This is a genomic window from Mycobacterium sp. IS-1742, from assembly GCF_001500125.1.
Classification (GTDB): Bacteria; Actinomycetota; Actinomycetes; order Mycobacteriales; family Mycobacteriaceae; genus Mycobacterium.
In genome coordinates this window covers 1-22,253 of the sequence record NZ_LQIV01000027.1, presented here as the reverse complement: position 1 = coordinate 22,253, position 22,253 = coordinate 1, and the positions used below count along the sequence as shown (strand labels likewise).

The 22,253-nt window shown below is 69.5% G+C and carries 14 protein-coding genes; all 14 read left to right on the top strand.

Annotated elements, in window-relative coordinates:
- Nucleotide 1: 1 nt before the first annotated feature.
- The 14 genes from AU196_RS17080 (at nt 2) to AU196_RS17015 (ending at nt 22,216) form a co-directional block, all read left to right on the top strand.
- On the top strand, nt 2–1,927 hold the full coding sequence (locus AU196_RS17080; protein ID WP_059096277.1) for a glycosyltransferase: 1,926 nt from the start codon (nt 2–4) through the stop codon (nt 1,925–1,927).
- 3 nt (nt 1,928–1,930) lie between these two features.
- Nucleotides 1,931–2,449 (top strand): phosphatase PAP2 family protein, encoded by a 519-nt coding sequence (locus AU196_RS17075; RefSeq protein ID WP_059096276.1) that lies wholly within the window; start codon nt 1,931–1,933, stop codon nt 2,447–2,449.
- Between the two features lie 69 nt (nt 2,450–2,518).
- Nucleotides 2,519–3,439 carry a decaprenyl-phosphate phosphoribosyltransferase gene (locus AU196_RS17070; RefSeq protein WP_059096292.1) on the top strand — a complete coding sequence of 307 codons (921 nt, stop codon included), beginning with the start codon at nt 2,519–2,521 and terminating at the stop codon, nt 3,437–3,439.
- Nucleotides 3,417–5,420 (top strand): terminal beta-(1->2)-arabinofuranosyltransferase, encoded by a 2,004-nt coding sequence (aftB, locus tag AU196_RS17065; RefSeq protein ID WP_059096275.1) that lies wholly within the window; start codon nt 3,417–3,419, stop codon nt 5,418–5,420. The genes AU196_RS17070 and aftB overlap by 23 nt, the downstream gene beginning before the upstream one ends.
- Nucleotides 5,421–5,930: 510 nt before the next feature.
- The gene (locus AU196_RS17060) at nt 5,931–6,974 is read left to right on the top strand and encodes an esterase family protein (protein WP_059096274.1); all 1,044 of its coding nucleotides are present in this window, start codon (nt 5,931–5,933) and stop codon (nt 6,972–6,974) included.
- 152 nt (nt 6,975–7,126) lie between these two features.
- On the top strand, nt 7,127–8,023 hold the full coding sequence (locus AU196_RS17055; protein ID WP_059096273.1) for an alpha/beta hydrolase-fold protein: 897 nt from the start codon (nt 7,127–7,129) through the stop codon (nt 8,021–8,023).
- Between the two features lie 55 nt (nt 8,024–8,078).
- Complete coding sequence (locus AU196_RS17050; protein WP_502687269.1) at nt 8,079–8,558, top strand: hypothetical protein; 480 nt, start codon at nt 8,079–8,081, stop codon at nt 8,556–8,558.
- A 34-nt stretch (nt 8,559–8,592) separates the two neighbouring features.
- Entirely contained in the window at nt 8,593–9,600 is a 1,008-nt protein-coding gene (gene culp6, locus AU196_RS17045; protein WP_059096271.1) for a carboxylesterase Culp6, read from the top strand.
- Between the two features lie 224 nt (nt 9,601–9,824).
- A complete protein-coding gene (gene fadD32, locus AU196_RS17040) occupies nt 9,825–11,714 on the top strand; it encodes a long-chain-fatty-acid--AMP ligase FadD32 (RefSeq protein ID WP_059096270.1) in 1,890 nt (629 codons plus the stop codon).
- A gap of 147 nt (nt 11,715–11,861) precedes the next feature.
- On the top strand, nt 11,862–17,303 hold the full coding sequence (gene pks13 / locus AU196_RS17035) for a polyketide synthase Pks13 (RefSeq protein ID WP_157546426.1): 5,442 nt from the start codon (nt 11,862–11,864) through the stop codon (nt 17,301–17,303).
- Nucleotides 17,304–17,320: 17 nt separating this feature from the next.
- Nucleotides 17,321–18,895 carry an acyl-CoA carboxylase subunit beta gene (locus AU196_RS17030; RefSeq protein WP_197415820.1) on the top strand — a complete coding sequence of 525 codons (1,575 nt, stop codon included), beginning with the start codon at nt 17,321–17,323 and terminating at the stop codon, nt 18,893–18,895.
- A gap of 138 nt (nt 18,896–19,033) precedes the next feature.
- Entirely contained in the window at nt 19,034–20,221 is a 1,188-nt protein-coding gene (locus AU196_RS17025; RefSeq protein ID WP_059096267.1) for a metallophosphoesterase, read from the top strand.
- 132 nt (nt 20,222–20,353) lie between these two features.
- Nucleotides 20,354–20,875 (top strand): dihydrofolate reductase family protein, encoded by a 522-nt coding sequence (locus AU196_RS17020; protein ID WP_231737622.1) that lies wholly within the window; start codon nt 20,354–20,356, stop codon nt 20,873–20,875.
- A gap of 45 nt (nt 20,876–20,920) precedes the next feature.
- Nucleotides 20,921–22,216: a serine/threonine-protein kinase gene (locus tag AU196_RS17015; protein WP_059096266.1), complete on the top strand. Its 1,296-nt coding sequence runs from the start codon at nt 20,921–20,923 to the stop codon at nt 22,214–22,216.
- Nucleotides 22,217–22,253 lie beyond the last annotated feature (37 nt).

The window sequence follows — 22,253 nt, the reverse complement described above, 5'->3', positions numbered from 1 at the left end:
CATGAGTCAGATCCCGACCGGTGCGCCGGCCGCAGGCGATTCACGCGCAGTCAGCCTGCTGTCGCGCGTGATCCTGCCGCGGCCGGGTGAACCCCTCGACGTCCGCAAGCTCTATATAGAGGAATCCGAGACCAACGCCCGCCGGGCCCACGCCCGCACCCGCACCACCCTGGAGATCGGCGCGGAGTCCGAGGTGTCGTTCGCCACCTACTTCAACGCGTTCCCGGCGAGCTACTGGCGGCGCTGGTCGACGCTGACGTCGGTGGTGCTGCGGACCGAGCTGACGGGCAGCGGGCGTGTCGACCTCTACCGCACCAAGGCCACCGGCGCCCGCATCTTCGTGGAGGGCAAGGCCTTCGCGAGCGAAGCCGACCGTCCCACGGTCGTGGAGGTGGAGATCGGTCTGCAGCCGTTCGAGGACGGCGGCTGGATCTGGTTCGACATCACCACCGACAGCGCCGTCACGCTGCACAGCGCCGGCTGGTACGCGCCGGTGCCCGCGCCCGGCGTGGCCAACATCGCGGTCGGCATCCCGACCTTCAACCGTCCCGACGACTGCGTGAACTCGTTGCGTGCGCTGACCTCGGATCCGCTGGTCGACGAGGTGATCAGCGCGGTGATCGTGCCCGACCAGGGCAACCGCAAGGTGCGCGACCACACCGAGTTCGCCGACGCCGTCGCGCCGCTGGGCAACCGGCTGTCCATCCACGACCAGCCCAACCTCGGCGGGTCCGGCGGCTACAGCCGCGTGATGTACGAAGCGCTCAAGAACACCGACTGCGAACAGATCCTGTTCATGGACGACGACATCCGCGTCGAACCGGACTCGATCCTGCGCGCGCTGGCGCTCAACCGCTTCGCCAAGACGCCGATGCTGGTGGGCGGACAGATGCTGAACCTGCAGGAGCCGTCACACCTGCACATCATGGGCGAGGTCGTCGACCGCGCGAACTTCATGTGGACCTCGGCGCCCTACACCGAGTACGACCACGACTTCGCCAGATACCCTCTGAACGCCAACTACGACAGAAGCCAGCTGCTGCACCGGCGCATCGACGTCGACTACAACGGCTGGTGGATGTGCATGATCCCGCGCCAGGTCGCCGAGGAGCTGGGCCAGCCGCTGCCGCTGTTCATCAAGTGGGACGACGCCGAATACGGGCTGCGCGCCGCCGAACACGGCTACCCGACCGCCACCATGCCGGGCACCGCGATCTGGCACATGGCGTGGAGCGACAAGGACGACGCGATCGACTGGCAGGCGTACTTCCACCTGCGCAACCGGCTGGTGGTGGCGGCGCTGCACTGGGACGGCGACATCCGCGGCCTGGTCCGCAGTCACTTCAAGGCCACGCTGAAACACCTTGCGTGCCTTGAGTATTCGACCGTCGAGATCCAGAACAAGGCGATGGACGACTTCCTCGCCGGCCCGGAGCACATCTTCTCGATCCTCGAGAGCGCACTGCCCGAGGTGCACCGCCTGCGCAAGCAGTACCCGGACGCCGTCGTGATGCCCGCGGCCAGTGAGCTACCGCCGCCGTCGGAGAAGCTGCAGAAGATCGACCCGCCGGTGGCCAAACCGGTGATCGCCTACCACCTGCTCCGCGGCATCGTGCACAACGCGAAGAAGGCGGACCCGCAGCATCACGAACGCCCGCAGCTCAATGTGCCGACGCAGAACTCGCGGTGGTTCCTGCTGTCCAAGTACGACGGGGTCACGGTGACCACCGCCGACGGCCGCGGCGTGGTCTACCGCCAGCGGGACCGCGCGAAGATGCTGGCGCTGCTCGGCCAGTCGATCCGCAGGCAGCGCCGGCTGGCCCGCCGGTTCGACGACATGCGCCGCGTCTACCGCGAAGCGCTGCCGGTGCTCGCGAGCAAGCAGAAGTGGGAAACGGTGCTGCTGTCCCCTCAAGAAGTGCGATGAGCGATGGTTGACGAACCGCGCGGCGAGGATGCCGCGTTGGTGGCGGTGCAGGCGGCCCTGGCCGGCCGCCCCGGAGTGCTCGAGGGTGCGCGTGGGCTCTCCCACTTCGGGGAGCACAGCGCGGGCTGGCTGGCCGTCGCCGGCCTCGGCGCGCTGCTGCAGCCGCACCGCCGCCGTGACTGGGTGGTCGCCGGTGCGGGTGCGTTCGCCGCACACGCCGCCGCGGTGCTGATCAAACGGGTGGTGCGCCGGGAGCGGCCGCATCACCCGGCCATCGCCGTCAACGTCGGCACGCCCAGCCGGCTCAGTTTCCCGTCCGCGCACGCGACGTCGACCACCGCGGCCGCGGTGCTGCTCGGCCGGGTGACCGGGTTGCCGCTGCCCGCGGTGCTGGTGCCGCCGATGGCGTTGTCGCGACTGGTGCTCGGCGTGCACTATCCCAGTGACGTGATGACCGGTGTCGCGGTCGGTGCGGTGGTCGCCGAGGCCACCGCGCGGGTGGCAGGGCGGGCCGGACACTGATGGCCGGCAGAGGTGAGCGCAGCGCGATGGAGCGGATCGAGATGGGTCTAGGGCGTCATGGGTATCGGGATGAGTGAGGAAGCGGCCCCGGTCACCGGTCCGCCGCGCAGTCTGCCCGCCGGCATCGTCAAGGCGATCCGGCCGCGGCAGTGGGTGAAGAACCTGCTGGTGCTCGCCGCGCCGCTCGTCGCGCTCGGCGACGACCGGTTCACCTACGACTACCGCGAAGTACTGATCAAGGTGTCGGTGGCGTTCGTCGCGTTCTGTCTGGCGGCGTCCACGGTGTACCTGGTCAACGACGCGCGCGACGTCGAGGCCGACCGCGCCCACCCCACCAAACGGTTTCGGCCCATCGCGGCGGGCGTGGTCTCCGAACGCCTGGCCTACGGTCTCGCGATCGTGCTGGGCGCGGCCTCGCTGATCATCTCCTGGCTGCTCACCCCCAACCTCGCGTTGGTCATGGCGGTCTACATCGTGATCCAGCTGGCCTACTGCTTCGGACTCAAACACCAAGCGGTGCTTGACATTTGCATCGTGTCGTCGGGGTTCCTGATCCGCGCCATCGCCGGCGGGGTGGCCGCGGACATCCCGCTGTCGCAGTGGTTCCTGCTCGTCATGGCGTTCGGATCGCTGTTCATGGCCGCGGGCAAGCGGTACGCCGAACTGCAGCTGGCCGAACGGACTGGCGCCAAGATCCGCAAGTCGCTCGAGCGCTACACCACCACCTACCTGCGGTTCGTGTGGACGATGTCCGCGACCGCGGTGGTGCTCTGCTACGGCCTGTGGGCGTTCGGGCGCGACGACCAGGGCGGCACCTCCTGGTTCGTCGTCTCGATGATCCCGTTCACCATCGCGATCCTGCGCTACGCCGTCGACGTCGACGGCGGTATGGCCGGTGAGCCCGAGGAGATCGCCCTGCGCGACCGGGTGCTGCAGTTCCTCGCCGTGGCGTGGATCGGGACCGTCGGTGCGGCCGTCATCTTCGGCTGACGCGGCTCGGCGCGCCACCGGGTCGGGTGTGGCGCGCCGACTGGCCCGCGGCCCGGCGTTCCCCTACGACGTCACCGTCCGGGTCAGCCTGTGGGTGGGTGTCGCCGTGGTCGCAGTGCTGTTCGGCTGGGGCGCCTGGCAGCGCCGGTGGATCGCCGACGACGGCCTGATCGTGCTGCGCACGGTGCGCAACCTGCTGGCCGGCAACGGGCCGGTGTTCAACGCGGGAGAACGCGTCGAGGCCAACACGTCGACGCTGTGGACCTACCTGATCACCGCGGGCGCGTGGGTCGGCGGGTTCGTGCAACTGGAGTACATCGTCCTGGTGTTCGCGCTGGTGTTGAGCGTGGCCGGGGTGGTGCTGGCGATGCTCGGCACCGCCCGCCTCTACGCGCCCAGCCTGCAGGGCCGCCGGGCGCTGCTGCTGCCCGCCGGGGTGCTGGTCTACATCGCGGTGCCGCCTGCGCGCGATTTCGCCACGTCCGGGCTGGAGAACGGGCTGGTCATCGCCTACCTCGGCCTGTTGTGGTGGATGCTGGTGTGCTGGTCTCAGGGGTTGCGCAGCCCCTCGGCGTGGGGCCGTGACGCGGTGAGTGGGCCGTTCACCGCCTCGCTGGCCTTCGTCGCCGGCCTGAGCGTGCTGGTGCGCCCCGAACTCGCGCTGATCGGTGTCGGCGTGCTGGTGATGATGCTGGTGGCCGCCCGCTCCTGGCGGCGCCGCCTGCTGATCGTCGTCGCGGGCGGGCTGCTGCCGGTGCTCTACCAGATCTTCCGCATGGGCTACTACGCCCTGATCGTGCCCGGGACCGCGGTGGCCAAGGACGCCACCGGCGCGAAGTGGCCGCAGGGGTTCACCTACTTCACGAACTTCGCCGAGCCCTACCTGCTGTGGGTGCCCGCCGTCCTGCTGGTCCTGACCGGCGTCGTGCTGCTGAGTACCCGCAGCCGACCGTGGTGGATCCGGCACCAGCCGCCCCGCGGCTACGGCCGCCTGGCCCGGCTGGTGCAGAGCCCGCCTGCGGTGGTGCTGTTCATCGTGTGCAGCGGTCTGCTGCAGGGCATCTACTGGATCCGCCAGGGCGGCGACTTCATGCACGGCCGGGTGCTGCTCACCCCGTTGTTCTGCACACTGCTCCCACTCTCGGTGATCCCCGTGGTCCTGCCCGACGGCAGCCGGTTCAGCCGCGAGACCGGGTATGTGCTGGCCGGCGCCACCAGCGTGCTGTGGCTCGCGGTGGCGGGATGGTCACTGTGGGCGGCCAACGCGCCGGGGATGGGTCTGGACGCCACCCGGGTCACCGACACCGGGATCGTCGACGAGCGCCGCTTCTATGCGCAGGCGACCGGTCACGCGCACCCGCTCACCGCCGCGGACTACCTGGACTATCCGCGGATGCGCGCGGTGATCGTCGCGCTCGAGAACACGCCCGACGGGGCCCTGCTGCTGCCCGCGGGGAATTACGACATGTGGGATGTGGTGCCCGCGTGGCCGCCGCCGCCCGACGCCGGCCCGGACTACCGCGGCCCGCAGACCGTGTTCTTCACCAACCTGGGCATGCTCGGGATGAACGTCGGCCTCGACGTGCGGGTCATCGACCAGATCGGGCTGGCCAACCCGCTGGCCGCGCACACCGAACGCCTCGAGGACGGCCGGATCGGCCACGACAAGAACCTGTTCCCGGACTGGGCGATCGCCGAGGGCCCGTTCTTCAAGATCCCGCCGTACCTGCCGGTGTACATCGACCGGGACTGGGTGGCGCAGGCCGAGGCGGCGCTGAAGTGCCCGGCCACCGAGGCGGTGCTGAACTCGATCCGCGCTCCGCTGACGCCCAGGCAGTTCCTGTCCAACGTGGTGCACGCCTACGAGTTCACCCAGTACCGCCTCGACCGCGTGCCCCGCGACGAACTGATCCGGTGCGGGATGGCCGTTCCCGAACCCCACGAGCCGCCGTACACGGGCATGCCGGCGGCCGGGCCGTGACGGCCCCCCGACGGCGATCGCCGATTTGTCGGCCGGGTGTTCCGTCTGTTTGGGTAACGCCGGAGGCAGGTCGGGGCGATATCCCGGTCAGGTGTCCCCGACACCGGTTGAACGCTGCCCTGACGACCGCCGTGGCAACGGCCCCGAACCCGATCGAAGGACCGCAGATGCCCAGCACGCCGCGTACCGGCCCGGCCACGCGTCCGCGCGTGCCCGCCGCCGTGGTCGCGGCCCGTCTGCCCCGGGTGACCAATTCCACGCACACCCCCGGTGGCGACGTCGCCACCCTCGGATTCCCCCTCGGCGGGCACCCGCGCGCCGGGGCTCTGAGGTGCGCTGACGCACCTCGCACCCACCGGCTCGAACGTCACCTGCAACGGCGCAGCGGCGGTCGTGGCGAAACACGCTGGAGAGAACGATCACACGATCGTGTGGTTGACTACACGGGCAACGCGGCTGGTTTGGAGTACCCGGACCGGTCGCGGCTTACGACAGATGGGAAATAGCAGTATGAGTTTCGTTGGGAAGATGCGCGACGCGGTGAAAGCCATGCCGCGCCGACTCACGATGGGCGCCATGGCCGTCGTCACGGCCACCGCCGTGATGCCCGGGCTGGTGGGCGCCACGGGAGGCTCGGCGACTGCAGGGGCCTTCTCGCGTCCCGGCCTGCCGGTGGAGTACCTCATGGTCCCGTCTGCGGGAATGGGCCGCGACATCAAGGTCCAGTTCCAGAGCGGCGGCGCCAACTCCCCGGGTGTCTACCTGCTCGACGGCCTGCGCGCGCAGGACGACTTCAACGGCTGGGACATCAACACCGCCGCGTTCGAGTGGTACCTCGACTCCGGCCTGTCGGTGATCATGCCGGTCGGCGGCCAGTCCAGCTTCTACAGCGACTGGTACAAGCCCGCCTGCGGTAAGGCCGGTTGCTCCACCTACAAGTGGGAGACCTTCCTCACCAGCGAGCTGCCCGCCTACCTGGCGTCGACCAAGGGTGTGAACCCGAACCGCAACGCGGCCGTCGGCCTGTCGATGGCCGGTTCCGCCGCGATGACGCTGGCGATCTACTACCCGCAGCAGTTCCAGTACGCGGCGTCGCTGTCGGGCTTCCTGAACCTGTCCGAGGGCTGGTGGCCGATGCTGGTCGGCCTGTCGATGGGTGACGCGGGCGGTTACAAGTCCGAGGACATGTGGGGTCCGTCGAGCGATCCGGCGTGGAAGCGCAACGACCCGATGGTCAACATCGACAAGCTGGTCGCCAACGGCACCCGCATCTGGGTGTTCTGCGGTAACGGCAAGCCTGCCGACATCAACGGCCAGGTCGAGGGCGACAACTTCAACGCGAAGTTCCTCGAGGGCTTCACGCTGCGCACGAACGAGACGTTCCAGGAGCAGTACCTGGCCGCGGGTGGCCGCAACGGCGTGTTCAACTTCCCGCAGTCCGGTACCCACAGCTGGGGCTACTGGGGCCAGCAGCTCCAGCAGATGAAGCCGGACATCCAGCGCGTGCTGGGTGCGGTGCCGCAGCCGAGCCCCGCGCCGGCCCCGGCTGGGTAACCGAACAGCCCACGCAAGGTGCGCAGACGGCGGCGATCCCTCACGGGGTCGCCGCCGTCGGCCGTTGCGGAGGCTTTCCATCCCGACGTCCGAGGGTGGTGTGGTTCACTACCTGCGGCGGGGATTGGCGAACAGACGTGAGGTGTGCGGTGATGATGCGTGGGTTGTTGCGAGCGGTTGCGGCCGTGGTGCTGGCCGCGGGCCTGTGGTCCGCGACGGAGATGACCTCCGGGAGCACCGCCCGGGCCGAGGCCGTCGAGTACCTGATGGTGCCGTCGGCCGCCATGGGCCGCGCCATCCCGGTCGCTTTCCAGGGCGGGGGACCGCACGCGGTGTTCCTGCTCGACGCCTTCAACGCCGCCCCCGAGGTGAGCAACTGGGTGACCGCGGGCAACGCGATGAATACCCTTGCAGGCAAGGGCATCTCGGTCGCCGCGCCCGCAGGCGGCGCCTGGAGCCTCTACACGAACTGGGAGCAGGACGGCAGCCGGCAGTGGGAGACGTTCCTGGCGACCGAGCTGCCCGACTGGCTGGCCGCCAACAAGGGCCTGGCCCCCGGCGGGCACGGCATCGTCGGCGCCGCCCAGGGCGGGACCGGCGCGATGATGATGGCCACCTTCCACCCCGACCGGTTCCGCTATGCCGGGTCGATGTCGGGGTTCATGACCCCGTCGGCCACCACGCTCAACGGCGCCATCACCGCGGGCCTGGCCCAGTACGGCGGCGTCGACACCCGCAACATGTGGGGCCTCCCACAGCTGGGCCGCTGGAAGTGGCACGACCCCGATGTCCACATCCAGTTGCTGGCGAACAACAACACCAGGCTGTGGGTGTACAGCCCGACGACGCTGACGTGCGTCGACCCGGCCGCGATGATCGGCTACTGCGATCAGGCCCAGGGCAGCAACCGGGCGTTCTACCAGCACTATCGAGCCGTCGGCGGCAGCAACGGGCACTTCGACTTCCCCGCGGGCGGCGAGCACGGCTGGGGCAGCTGGGCGCCGCAACTGGGAGCCATGTCGGGTGACCTGGTGGCCGCGATCCGCTGACCGGCAGCCGATCCGCTCACCGGGGTCCGCGTCGGGCAGCCGGTACCGTGGAACCGTGCAGCACACCCGACGGCGGATCCTCCCCACGCTGTTCGTGCTGTCCGCGGTCGTACTCGTCGCCGCGTGCACGCTGACCGAGGGCGTGCTCAACCGCGACGTCACCTCGACCGCGCCACCCCCGCCCGCCGCGCTTCCGAACGACGCCGGTGACCGCGGATCGGACCTGCCCAGCCCACCCGAGAGCGCCGGGCAGCCGGGTGCGGTGACCGTCACCGGCCAGCAGCGGCACTACCTGGATGCGCTGAAGGCCGCCGGGGTCCGGGCCACCACCGACCTGCGTGCCCTGTCCATCGGATCCGCGGTCTGTCAGGCGCGCGCGGCCAAGCAGACCGATCAGGCGGTGTGGGAGTTCATCCTGCCGCTCGTGCGCAGCGACGTGCGCGCGACGCGACCCAGTTCCATGCGAACCTCGGTGAGGGAGGTCGACTCCACGACCGCCGACTACATTCGCATCGCAACCGAACGACTCTGCTAGCGCAGACCCGCGTACGCGAGGAGCCGAATACCCCATGCCGAAAACCAGTCGACGCAAGCGTCACCGCATCCTCGCCCTGGCCGCCGCCGGGGCGATGGCCCTGGTGGTGGTGCTGGTCGTGGCCATCATCGTGGTGGTGATGCGCAAACCCGACACCCCGGACACGGCGCTGCCGCCCACCGCGGTGCCGCCGACCGGCGTGCCGTCGACCGGTAAGCCGCGCCCGGAGTTCCAGGACGCCAGCTGCCCGGACGTGCAGCTGCTGTCGATTCCCGGCACCTGGGAGTCCTCGCCGCAGATGGACCCGTTCAACCCGACGCAGTTCCCGATCGCGTTGCTGCTCAACGTGACCAACCCGCTGCGCGCCGAATTCGGCAACGACCGCCTCGAGATCTACACGGTTCCCTACACCGCGCAGTTCCACAATCCGTTCTCCGCGGACAAGCAGATGTCCTACAACGACAGCCGCGCCGAGGGCACCCAGGCCGCGGTCAGGGCGCTGACGGACATGAACAACCGGTGCCCGTTGACCAGCTACGTCATCGTCGGGTTCTCGCAGGGCGCGGTGATCGCCGGGGACATCGCCAGCGACGTCGGCAACGGCCGCGGCCCGATCGACCAGGATCTGCTGCTCGGGGTGACCGCGATCGCCGACGGCCGCCGCCAGACCGGGGTCGGGCAGGACGTCGGGCCCAACCCGCCGGGTGTGGGCGCGGAGATCACGCTGCACGAGGTGCCGACGCTGAGCGCGCTCGGCCTGAGCATGACGGGTCCGCGGCCGGGCGGTTTCGGCCAGCTCAACGACCGGGTCTTCGAGATCTGCGCGCCGGGCGACCTGATCTGCGCCGCGCCCGAATCGGCGTTCTCGATCGTCAACCTGCCGCGCACGCTGGAGACCCTGGCGGGCGGCGCCGGGCAGCCGATCCATGCGATGTACGCCACCCCGCAGTTCTGGCAGGTCGACGGCCAACCGGCGACGGCGTGGACGCTGAACTGGGCCCGGAACGTGATCGAGAGCGCGCCGCAACCAAAACATGGTTGACACGTGACCGAGTTGATTTGGCGAGTGCCTGTACGGCCCTTAACATGCATGACATTAAGAGAAAAGTAAGGCCGGGAGCGGTGGTCGCCGCGGGAGCGCGGAGGCCGGCACCCGCCCTGGCGCGAGTAAAATTTTGAGGTTCGGGTCCGCGCCGTCCGCCGAGGGACTGCAGCGTCCCTAAGAGGAGCCGTGCAGCAAGCCGCGGTGTGACAGGAGAGTGTGAAATGCCGTTCCACAACCCGTTCATCAAGGACGGTCTCATCAAGTTCCCCGACAACGGGAACCTGGTGCGACACGTCGAACGGTGGGCGAAGGTGCGTGGCGACAAACTGGCCTACCGCTTCATCGACTTCTCCACCGAACGCGACGGCGTGGAGCGCGACCTGTGCTGGGCCGACTTCGGTGCCCGCAACCGGGCGGTCGGCGCCCGCCTGCAGCAGGTCACCCAGCCGGGTGACCGCGTCGCGATCCTCTGCCCGCAGAATCTCGACTACCTCGTCGCGTTCTTCGGCACGCTGTACTCGGGCCGCATCGCCGTGCCGCTGTTCGACCCGAACGAGCCCGGCCACGTCGGGCGCCTGCACGCCGTCCTCGACGACTGCACGCCGTCGGCGATCCTGACCACCACCGAGGCCGCCGAGGGCGTCCGCAAGTTCTTCCGCACCCGGCCGGCCAACCAGCGTCCCCGGGTGATCGCCGTCGACGCGGTGCCCAACGAGGTCGGGCAGACGTGGGAGTCGGTCGACGTCACCCAGGAGACCATCGCCTACCTGCAGTACACCTCGGGTTCGACGCGTATCCCGACCGGTGTGCAGATCACCCACCTGAACCTGGCCACCAACGTGGTGCAGGTGATCGAGGCGCTCGAGGGCGAGGAGGGCGACCGGGGCGTGTCCTGGCTGCCGTTCTTCCACGACATGGGCCTGATCACGATCATGATCTCGCCGATGATCGGGCACTACATCTCGTTCATGACGCCCGCGGCCTTCGTCCGCAGGCCCGGCCGGTGGATCCGCGAGATGGCCCGCAAGGAGGGCGAGACCGGCGGCGTCATCTCGGTCGCCCCGAACTTCGCGTTCGACCACGCCGCCGCCCGCGGGCTGCCCCGCGAGGGTGAGCCGCCGCTGGACCTGTCGAACGTCAAGGCGCTCCTCAACGGCAGCGAGCCGATCTCGGCGGCCACCGTCCGCAACTTCAACGAGGCGTTCGGCCCCTACGGGTTCAGGCCGCAGGCCATCAAACCGTCCTACGGTCTGGCCGAGGCCACGCTGTTCGTGTCGACGACCCCGGTCAACGAATCCCCGAAGATCGTCACCGTCGACCGCGACGAACTGAACAGCCACCGCTTCGTCGAGGTGCCGCCGGATTCGCCGAAGGCCGTCGCGCAGGCGTCGGCGGGCAAGGTCGGCATCGCGGAGTGGGCGGTCATCGTCGACCACGACACCGCCACCGAACTCCCCGACGGCCACATCGGCGAGATCTGGATCTCCGGGCAGAACATGGGCACCGGGTACTGGGGCAAGGAAGAGGAGACGGCGGCGACCTTCCGCAACATCCTCAAGTCGCGGACCAACCCGAGCCACGCCGAAGGCGCGCCCGACGACGCGACGTGGGTGCGCACCGGTGACTACGGCGCCTTCTACGACGGCGACCTCTACATCACCGGCCGCGTCAAGGACCTGGTCATCATCGACGGCCGCAACCACTACCCGCAGGACCTCGAGTACTCGGCGCAGGAGGCCACCAAGGCGCTGCGCACGGGGTTCGTCGCCGCGTTCTCGGTGCCGGCCAACCAGCTCCCCGACGAGGTGTTCGAGAACGCGCACGCGGGCCTCAAGCGCGACCCCGACGACACCTCCGAACAACTCGTCATCGTCGGTGAGCGGGCGCCGGGCGCCCACAAGCTCGACATGGGCCCGATCGCCGACGACATCCGCGCCGCGATCGCCGTGCGTCACGGCGTCACCGTGCGCGACGTGCTGCTGACCCCGGCCGGGGCGATCCCGCGCACCTCGAGCGGCAAGATCGGCCGCCGGGCGTGCCGCTCGGCCTACCTCGACGGCACCCTCCGCAGCGGGAAGGTCGCCAACGCCTTCCCCGACGAGACCGACTGACGAACGGACCTCGCCTTTCCCCACACACCGCCGCGGGCGGCGAAAGAGATGAACATGTCTGATACACCGAACAATTCGCCCTCCGCGCAGAATCAGCCGGTCGTCGCCCAGGGGGAGGACGGCCTGCTGAGGCCGGCGCAGGTCGACATGACCGTCGCCGAGATGCGCGAATGGCTGCGCAACTGGATCGCCAACGCCACCGGGCAGAGCGCCGACGGGATCGACGAGTCGACGCCGATGGTGGAGCTCGGCCTGTCCTCGCGCGACGCGGTCGCGATGGCCAGCGACATCGAGGACCTCACCGGTGTGACGCTGACCGCCACCGTGGCGTTCCGACACCCGACCATCGAGTCGCTGGCGACGGTGATCATCGAGGGTGAGCCCGAACGTGAAGACGACGGCGCCGACGATCAGGACTGGAGCCGTGAGCGCGACGTCGACGATGTGGCCATCGTCGGCCTCGCCACCCGCTTCCCCGGGGACATGAACACCCCCGACGAGATGTGGCAGGCGCTGCTCGAGGGCCGCGACGCGATCACGGATCTGCCCGAGGGGCGCTGGGAGGAGTTCCTCGGCGAGCCGCGGATCGCCGAGCGCGTCGCCAAGGCGGCCACCCGCGGCGGCTACCTCAAGGACATCAAGGGTTTCGACGCCGAGTTCTTCGCCCTGTCGAAGATGGAGGCCGACAACATCGATCCGCAGCAGCGGATGGCGCTCGAGCTGACGTGGGAGGCGCTGGAGCACGCCCGCATCCCGGCGTCGAGCCTGCGTGGTGAGCGCGTCGGTGTGTACATCGGCGCCTCGAACAACGACTACAGCTTCATGTCCGTGGCCGATCCGGGTGTCGCGCACCCGTACGCGATCACCGGCACCACCAGCTCGATCATCGCCAACCGGGTGTCGTACTTCTACGACTTCCGCGGCCCGTCGATGGCCATCGACACCGCGTGTTCGAGCTCGCTGGTCGCCGCCCACCAGGGTGTGGCCGCGCTGCGCGCCGGTGAGGCCGACGTCGCGGTGGTCGGCGGCGTGAACGCGCTGATCACCCCGCTGGTGACCATCGGCTTCGACGAGGTCGGCGGGGTGCTCGCCCCGGACGGCCGGATCAAGTCGTTCTCGCAGGACGCCAACGGCTACGCCCGCTCCGAGGGCGCGGGCATGCTGGTGCTCAAGCGGCTCTCCGACGCCCGGCGTGACGGTGACGAGATCTACGCGGTGATCGCGGGCAGCGCGGTCAACCACGACGGCCGGTCCAACGGCCTGCTCGCGCCGAACCCCGACGCGCAGGCCGAGGTGCTGCGCAAGGCGTACAAGGACGCCGGCATCAACCCGCGCGACGTCGACTACGTCGAGGCGCACGGCACCGGCACCATCCTGGGCGACCCGATCGAGGCCGACGCGCTCGGCCGGGTGATCGGGCGCAACCGGCCCGCCGACAAACCCGCTCTGCTGGGCGCGGTGAAATCCAATGTGGGACACCTGGAGTCGGCCGCGGGTGCGGCCAGCCTGGCCAAGGTGGCGCTGTCGCTGCGCAACGACAAGCTGCCGCCGTCCATCAACTACACCGGCCCGAACCCCTACATCGACTTCAACGCCGTGCGGCTGAAGGTCAACGACACCGTCGCCGAGTGGCCGCGCTACAGCGGGCACGCGATCGCCGGGGTGTCCGGATTCGGCTTCGGCGGCGCCAACGCGCACCTGGTGCTGCGCGAGGTGCTGCCGGGCGACCTCGTCGAGCCGGAACCCGAGCAGGTGGTCGAGGTGACCGCCGAGCCGAACCAGCCCGCCGTGTACGTCGGCGGGGTGCGGATGGACGAGTACGGCGAGTTCATCGACTCCGATGAGGATGACGACGGTCTGGACCGGCCCGCGGCGGCCGCCGAACCCGAATACGAACTGCCAGGGCTGACCGACGAGGCCAAGCGCCTGCTCGAGGTCGCGCGCGCAGAATTCGAGGCCGCCGAGCAACCGGTTCCGCTTGTCCCGCTTGCCGTTTCGGCGTTCCTGACCTCGCGTAAACGGGCCGCCGCCGCCGAGCTGGCCGATTGGATCGACAGCGAGGAGGGCCGGGCGTCGTCGCTCGAGTCGATCGGCCGGACGCTGTCGCGGCGCAACCACGGCCGCTCCCGCGCGGTGGTGATGGCCCGGGACCACGACGAGGCGATCAAGGGTCTGCGTGCCCTGGCCGAGGGTAAGCAGAACCCGAACGTCTACAGCGCCGACGGGCCGGTCACCAACGGGCCGGTCTGGGTGCTCGCCGGTTTCGGCGCCCAGCACCGCAAGATGGGCAAGAGCCTCTATCTGCGCAACGAGGTCTTCGCCGAGTGGATCAACAAGGTCGACTCGTACATTCAGGACGAGCGCGGACATTCGATCCTCGAACTCATCCTCGACGATGCCATCGACTACAGCGACGAGACCACCGAACTGCCGATCGAGAAGGTGCAGCTGGTCATCTTCGCGATCCAGATAGCGCTCGGTGAGCTGCTCCGCCATCACGGTGCGAAACCGGGTGCGGTGATCGGCCAGTCACTCGGTGAGGCGGCGGCAGCGTACTTCTCGGGCGGCCTGTCGCTGGAGGACGCCACCCGCACCATCTGCTCGCGCAGCCACCTCATGGGTGAGGGCGAGGCGATGCTGTTCGGCGAGTACATCCGGTTGATGGCGCTGGTGGAGTACTCCGCCGACGAGATCAAGACGGTGTTCTCCGACTACCCCGATCTCGAGGTGTGCGTCTACGCCGCCCCGACCCAGACCGTGATCGGCGGCCCGCCCGAGCAGGTGGACGCGATCATCGCCCGGGCCGAGCAGGAGGGCAAGTTCGCCCGCAAGTTCCAGACCAAGGGCGCCAGCCACACCTCGCAGATGGATCCGCTGCTCGGCGAGCTGGCCGCCGAACTGATCGGCATCACGCCGCACCCGTTGCAGATCGGCTACTACTCGACGGTGCACGAGGGCAAGTTCCTGCGTGCGGGCAGCGACCCGATCCACGACGTGGACTACTGGAAGAAGGGGCTGCGCCACAGCGTCTACTTCACCCACGGCATCCGCAACGCGGTCGACAACGGCCACACCACGTTCCTCGAACTCGCCCCGAATCCGGTGGCGCTCATGCAGGTCGGGCTCACGACGATGTCGGCGGGGCTGCACGAGGGGCAGCTCATCGCGACGCTGGCCCGCAAGCAGGACGAGGTCGACTCGATGACCGCGGCCATGGCGCAGTTGTTCGTCCACGGCCACGACCTCGACATGCGCACGCTGTTCCCGCGCCGCTCGCGCGGGCTGGCCGGTGCGCTGGACTACGCCAACATCCCGCCGACGCGGTTCCGGCGTAAGCCGCACTGGCTCGACGTGCGCTTCAGCGGTGACAACGCCGGTGTCATGCCGGGCAGTCACGTCGCCACCCCGGACGGCAGGCACGTGTGGGAGTACTCGCCGCGCGGCGCCGTGGACGCTCAGGCCCTGGCGGCGCTCGTGAAATCCGCTGCTTCGCAGGTGCTTTCGGATGCCGCGGTGACGGCGGCCGAACAACGTGCGGTGCCCGGTGACGGCGCCCGACTGGTGACCACGCTGACCCGCCACCCCGGCGGTGCGTCGGTGCAGGTCCACGCGCGGATGGACGAGTCGTTCACGCTGGTCTACGACGCGATCGTCACCCGCGGCGGCGCCGCGGTCGCACTGCCCGCCGCGGTGGCGACGGGAACCGTTGCCGCACAGCCGGAGTCGTTCGCGCCGGGTGAACCCGAGCCCGACGACGCGGCCATCCTGTCCGACAACCTCACGCAGGGTGCGAATCTCGGCGCGGGACTGGGCAAGTGGTCACCGGACTCCGGTGAGACGGTGCGCGACCGGTTGGGTCTGATCGTCGGCGGAGCCATGGGCTACGAACCCGAGGACCTGCCGTGGGAGGTGCCGCTCATCGAGCTCGGCCTGGACTCGCTGATGGCGGTGCGAATCAAGAACCGCGTCGAATACGACTTCGACCTGCCGCCGATCCAGCTCACCGCGGTGCGTGACGCCAACCTCTACGCCGTTGAACAGCTCATCGTCTACGCGATCGAGCACCGCGACGAGGTCGACCAGTTGGCCGAATCGCAGAAGGGCAAGACCGCCGAGGAGATCGCGGCCGAACAGGCCGAGCTGATGGGCGGGGCGTCCACGGTCGCCGAGCTCGAGGAGAAGCTGGCCGCCGCGGGGCATCCGCTCGGCGCCTCGGAGCAGGCCGCTGAACAGGCCGCGGTGCTGTCGGGGGCCAACGAGACGACGGCGACCACCCCGGTGCCCGATCCGCAGGCTGAACCGAGCACGCAGGACGACGACGCAGATGCCATCCCGGCCCCGCCGACCGATCCGTCGGGTCCCGCCGCGAACATCCCGGCACCGCCCACCGATCCGTCGGGCCCGGGTAAGCCGTCGCAGTCCACGGTGGCCGCGGCGTCCAAGGTGCTGACCCAGGAGGCCGTCACCGAGGCTCTCGGTTCCGACGTGCCGCCGCGTGACGCCGCCGAACGAGTGACGTTCGCGACGTGGGCGATCGTCACCGGCAAGTCGCCGGGCGGCATCTTCAACGAGCTGCCCACGATCGACGACGCCACCGCGGCCAAGATCGCCGAACGGCTCACCGAACGCGTCGACGAGGGCACCGTCACCGCCGACGACGTCACGGGCGCGAAGACCATCGAGGAACTGTCCACCACGGTGCGCGAATACCTCGAGGGCGGCAAGGTCGACGGCTTCGTCCGCACGATCCGCGCCCCGCAGGAGGGCTCGAACAGCATCCCGGTGTTCGTGTTCCACGCCGCGGGCGGTTCGACGGTGGTCTACGAGCCGCTGCTCAAGCGGCTGCCCTCGGACACCCCGATGTACGGCATCGAGCGGGTCGAGGGCTCCATCGAGGAGCGGGCCCGCGAGTACGTGCCCAAGCTGCTGGAGCTCAACGGCTGGGCAAGCGAAGCGACGGGGGAGAAGAAGCAGGGCAGGCCGTTCATTCTGGCCGGCTGGTCGCTGGGCGGGGTGCTGGCCTACGCGTGCGCGATCGGCTTGAAGCAGGCCGGTGCCGATGTGCGCTTCGTGGGCCTCATCGACGCCGTGCGCCCGGGCGAGGAGATCCCGCGCACCCAGGAGGAGACCCGCAAGCGCTGGGACCGGTACGCCCGGTTCGCCGAGCGCACCTTCAACGTCGAGGTGCCCGAGATCCCCTACGAGGAACTCGAGCAGCTTGACGACGAGGGTCAGGTGCGGTTCGTGCTCGACGTTGTCAGCCAGAGCGGGGTGCAGATCCCGGGCGGCATCATCGAGCACCAGCGCACGTCCTACCTGGACCAGCGGGCGATCGACACGGCCGAGATCAAGCCGTACGACGGTCACGTCACGCTCTACATGGCCGACCGGTACCACGACGATGCGATCTACTTCGAGCCCGCGTACGCCACCCGCAAGCCCGACGGTGGGTGGGGCGAGTTCGTCGCCGATCTCGAGGTCGTGCCGATCGGGGGTGAGCACATCCAGGCGATCGACGAGCCGTACATTGCCAAGGTGGGCGCCCACATGAGCGAGGCGATCAACCGGATCGAGAGCGAGGCCAAGTGACGGAAGCACCAGCTGAACTGTCCCCCGCCCACCCCCCGACGACCCACCAGCAGACCACCGCCGAGAAGCTCGCCGAACTGCGCGAGAAGCTCGAGCTGGCCAAGGACCCCGGCGACGAGAAGGCCAAGGCGCGGCGCGACCGCAAGGGCCTGCCCAGCGCCCGGGCCCGCATCCACGCGTTGCTCGATCCGGGGAGCTTCCTGGAGATCGGTGCGCTGGCCAAGACGCCGGGCGACCCGAACGCGTTGTTCGGTGACGGGGTGGTCACCGGCCACGGCACCATCGACGGTCGGCCTGTCGGGGTGTTCAGCCACGACCAGACGGTGTTCCAGGGTTCGGTCGGTGAGATGTTCGGCCGCAAGGTGGCCAAGCTGATGGAGTGGGTGGCGATGGTCGGCTGCCCGATCATCGGCATCAACGACTCGGCGGGCGCCCGCATCCAGGACGCGGTGACGTCGCTGGCCTGGTACGCCGAACTGGGCCGCCGCCACGAGTTGCTGCGCGGGCTGGTGCCGGAGATCTCGATCATCCTCGGCAAGTGCGCCGGTGGTGCGGTGTATTCACCGATCCAGACCGACCTGGTGGTCGCGGTGCGCGACCAGGGCTACATGTTCGTCACCGGACCCGACGTCATCAAGGACGTCACGGGTGAGGACGTGAGCCTCGACGAGCTCGGCGGAGCCGACGCGCAGGCCCGCTACGGCAACATCCACCAGGTGGTCGAGGACGAGGCCGCGGCGTTCCAGTACGTCCGCGACTACCTGTCGTTCCTGCCGGCCAACACCTTCGACGACGCGCCGGTCGTCAACCCCGGCCTGGAACCGGAGATCACCCCGCACGACCTCGAGCTCGACACGATCGTGCCGGACGCCGACAACATGGCCTACGACATGCACGAGATCCTGCTGCGGATCTTCGACGACGGCGACGTGTTCGACGTCGCGGCCAATCAGGGCCAGGCCATCATCACCGCGTTCGCGCGCATCGACGGCCGCCCGGTGGGCGTGGTCGCCAACCAGCCGATGCACCTGTCGGGGTCGATCGACAACGAGGCGTCCGACAAGGCCGCCCGGTTCATCCGTTTCTGCGACTCCTACAACCTGCCGTTGGTCTTCGTCGTCGACACCCCGGGCTTCATGCCGGGCGTCGAGCAGGAGAAGGGCGGCATCATCAAGCGCGGTGGGCGGTTCCTCAACGCCGTCGTCGAGGCCGACGTGCCGAAGGTGACGATCACGATCCGCAAGTCCTACGGCGGCGCATACGCGGTGATGGGCTCCAAGCAGCTCTCGGCGGACCTGAACTTCGCCTGGCCGACCGCCCGGATCGCGGTGATCGGCGCGGATCGCGCCGCGCAGCTGCTGGTGAAGCGGTTCCCGGATCCGACCGCGCCGGAGGTGCAGAAGATCCGCGCCGACTTCATCGAGGGCTACAACCTGAACATGGCCACGCCGTGGATCGCGGCCGAGCGTGGGTTCATCGATGCGGTCATCGAACCCCACGAGACCCGGTTGCTGCTGCGCAAGTCGATGCGCCTCCTGCGCGACAAGCAGATCCAGCGGGTGCAGCGTAAGCACGGCCTCACCCCGATCTGAGCCCCGCACCCCCTCCCCCGCGAGCGTGCGTGTCTGCACACGACACGCCGCGGCCGTCGCAGCATATGCGCACCCTCGCGCCTCGCCGGGCGTGCGTGACGGTCGGTACCGTCGGGTCGTATGCCTGACGAAAGCGCGATGACGGACGTCCCGGCCGACGTCGTCGAGGACCGCCGCCCACGCCGTACCCGACGACGGTGGCGCCGCACCGCGATCGTGTCGGCCATCCTGCTGCTGCTCTTCGACGTCCCGTGGTGGACGCTGCTGGCCGCTGGCACGGCCTGGCCGGCACCCGTCGTCGTCACGGGCACGATGATCTTCGCCGCCGCATTCGTCGCGCTGCCGGCGATGGTGTTCTACGGCCGCGGTGGCCGCCGCCCGGACTGGATGTCGGTCACCGCGGACACGCTGCTGGGCGTGGCCTGGGTGCTGTTCGTCTGGTCGGTGCTCGGCAATGCGTTGCGGGTGGTGCTGATCGCCGTGGGGGTCGAGGATCCGGTGCGGGGCCGCGCGGTGGCGCTCACCGTGGTCGCCGTCTCGGTGGTGCTGCTGGCGTGGGGTTACGTCGAGGCGATGCGGGTGCCGCGGATCCGGAAGGTCGACGTCGGGATCGCCGGACTCGGTCACGGGCTCGACGGGATGCGCGTGGCGATGATCACCGATACGCACTACGGCCCCATCGACCGCGCCCGATGGTCGGCGGCCGTGGTCGCGCGGGTCAACGAACTCGGCGCCGACATCGTCTGCCACGTCGGCGACATCGCCGACGGCGTCGTCACCCAGCGGGAGAACCAGGCCGGTCCGCTCGCCGACGTGACCGCCACCTCGGCCCGTGTCTACGTCACCGGCAATCACGAGTACTTCAGTGAGGCGCAGGGCTGGCTGGACTACATGGAGGGAATCGGCTGGGCGGCCCTGCACAACCGCCACATCGTCGTCGAGCGCGGGGGCGACCGCCTCGTCGTCGCGGGCGTGGACGACGCGACCGCGGCGGGGTCCGGTACGCGCGGGCACGGTGCCGACCTCGACGCGGCCCTGGCGGGGGCGGACCGCGCACTGCCGGTCCTGCTCCTCGCGCACCAGCCCAAGCAGGTCGTCCACGCCGTGCGCGCCGGGGTCGATCTGCAGATCTCCGGGCACACCCACGGCGGCCAGATGTGGCCGTTCAACGTCCTGGTCAGGCTCGAACAGCCGGTGGTCCAGGGCCTCAGCAGGCACGGCGACAAGACACAGCTGTACACCAGCCGCGGCACGGGATTCTGGGGTCCGCCGTTCCGGGTCTTCGCGCCGAGCGAGATCACGCTGTTGACGCTGCGCCGGGCGTAGGGCGCCGGCGATGAATTCCGCGCCCGCAGGAGGTCTGTCCGGCATGCGAAAGATCAAAGCCGGACTGTTCATCGCCCTTGAAGGGTCGTCGAAGCGCCCGACGAGTGGCACTTCCCGTACTTCAACGACGAGATGGGCGCCGCCGTCGACGCCACACTCGGCTCCGCGGACACCGTTCTGCTCGGCCGCAGGACATACGACAGTTTCGCCGGGGCGTGGCCGCAGCGGGAACGCGAGGGCGGTGAGGACGCCGAGTTCGCCCGGCAACTCGGTGACATGCGCAAGATCGTCGTCTCGCGACAGCCCCTGCGGTTCGACTGGCGAAACTCCGAACAGCTCGCCGGCGAACTCACCGACTCGGTGGCAGCACTGAAGTCCGAGCCGGGCAGCGACATCGCGATGAGCGGCTCGGTGTCGGTGGTGCGTCAGCTTCTGGACGCCGGCCTACTCGACGAACTGCACCTGCTCGTCCATCCCATCGCGGTTCGCCGAGGTGAACGCCTCTTCGGCGACGGCCTCCCGCCGGTTCCGCTGCGGCTGCTCTCGGCGCAGACCTTCTCCACGGGCGTGCTGAATCTCGTATACGCACCGGCGGAGGCGCCGCAAGCGCAGGGCTACGACGAAGCAAAGGTGCACCTGTCCGCGCAGCGATGACCCCGCGCTCCCACCCGCAAAGGCGCGGGCGCATAGGATTCGCGCATGCCGCTTGCGGAAGGCGAGGTGATCGCCGGGTACACGATCCTGCGTTCCCTCGGACACGGCGGTATGGGCGAGGTGTACCTGGCGCAGCATCCACGGCTGCCGCGCCAGGACGCGCTCAAGGTGCTCACGGCCGCGGTCTCGGCCGACGACGAGTACCGCCAGCGGTTCCAGCGCGAGGCCGACCTCGCCGCCACGCTGTGGCATCCCCATATCGTGTCGGTGCACGACCGGGGCGACTTCCAAGGCCTGCTGTGGATCTCGATGGACTTCGTGCAGGGCACCGACGCGGCCCGGCTGCTCGCCGAGCGCTATCCGCACGGTATGCCGCCGGACGTGGTCGCCCGCATCATCACCGCTGTCGCCTCGGCACTCGACCACGCCCACGAGCGCGGCCTGTACCACCGCGACGTGAAACCCGCGAACATCCTCATCGCCAATCCCGGCTCGCCCGACGAGCGTGCGATGCTGGCCGACTTCGGCATCGCCCGTCAGGCCGGGGACGCCAGCGGGCTGACCGGGACCAACATGACCGTGGGCACCGTCGCTTACGCCGCCCCCGAGCAGCTGCGCGGCGATGACATCGACGGCCGGGCCGATCAGTACGCCCTCGCCGCGACCGCATACCAACTCCTCACCGGCACACCGCCGTTCACCCACAGCAACCCGGCTGTAGTGATCAGTGCGCATCTGACCTCCGACCCGCCGGCGATCGGCACGGTGCGCCCCGAGCTGTCCGGCCTCGGTCCGGTGTTCGGCCGGGCGCTGGCGAAGGCCCCGGACAAGCGGTTCGACAAGTGCGTCGACTTCGCGCGAGCACTCGAGCACCGCATCGGCAGTGACGACGCGGCCATGGAGACGGTGTCGTCCAAGGCGGCCGCGCTGCCCCGCCACGCCAAACCGGTCACGCCCCGGCGGCGGTCGCGGGTGCTCCCGGTCGCCGCCGCGGCGGTGACGGCGGCGGTCCTGGCGGCGGCCGCGGTGTTCTGGTTCCTCCAGCGCGACGACACCACGACGAACACGGCGCCGGCGCTTCCGGTGGTGGTCGTCGGCGCGGACTGCGCGACGATGGGCGCGGCCGGCGTGACGCCCACCGGTACCCCCGCCTACTGCGCCAGACTGACCGATACGAACGAGACGATCTGGTCGAAGTACCAGGGCGAGTTCGACAGCCCGTCCGTCCCCGCGGGAACGAACCCCGACGCGGCCAACGTGCGGGTCTGCATGGAGCAGACGAACCAGTCGCAGGCCGACTGCGACGCCGCGATAAGCCGCCACAACTCCGCAAACAGCTGACCCGAGCTAGTTGGTGGTGGGTGGTGGGGGTTGGTAT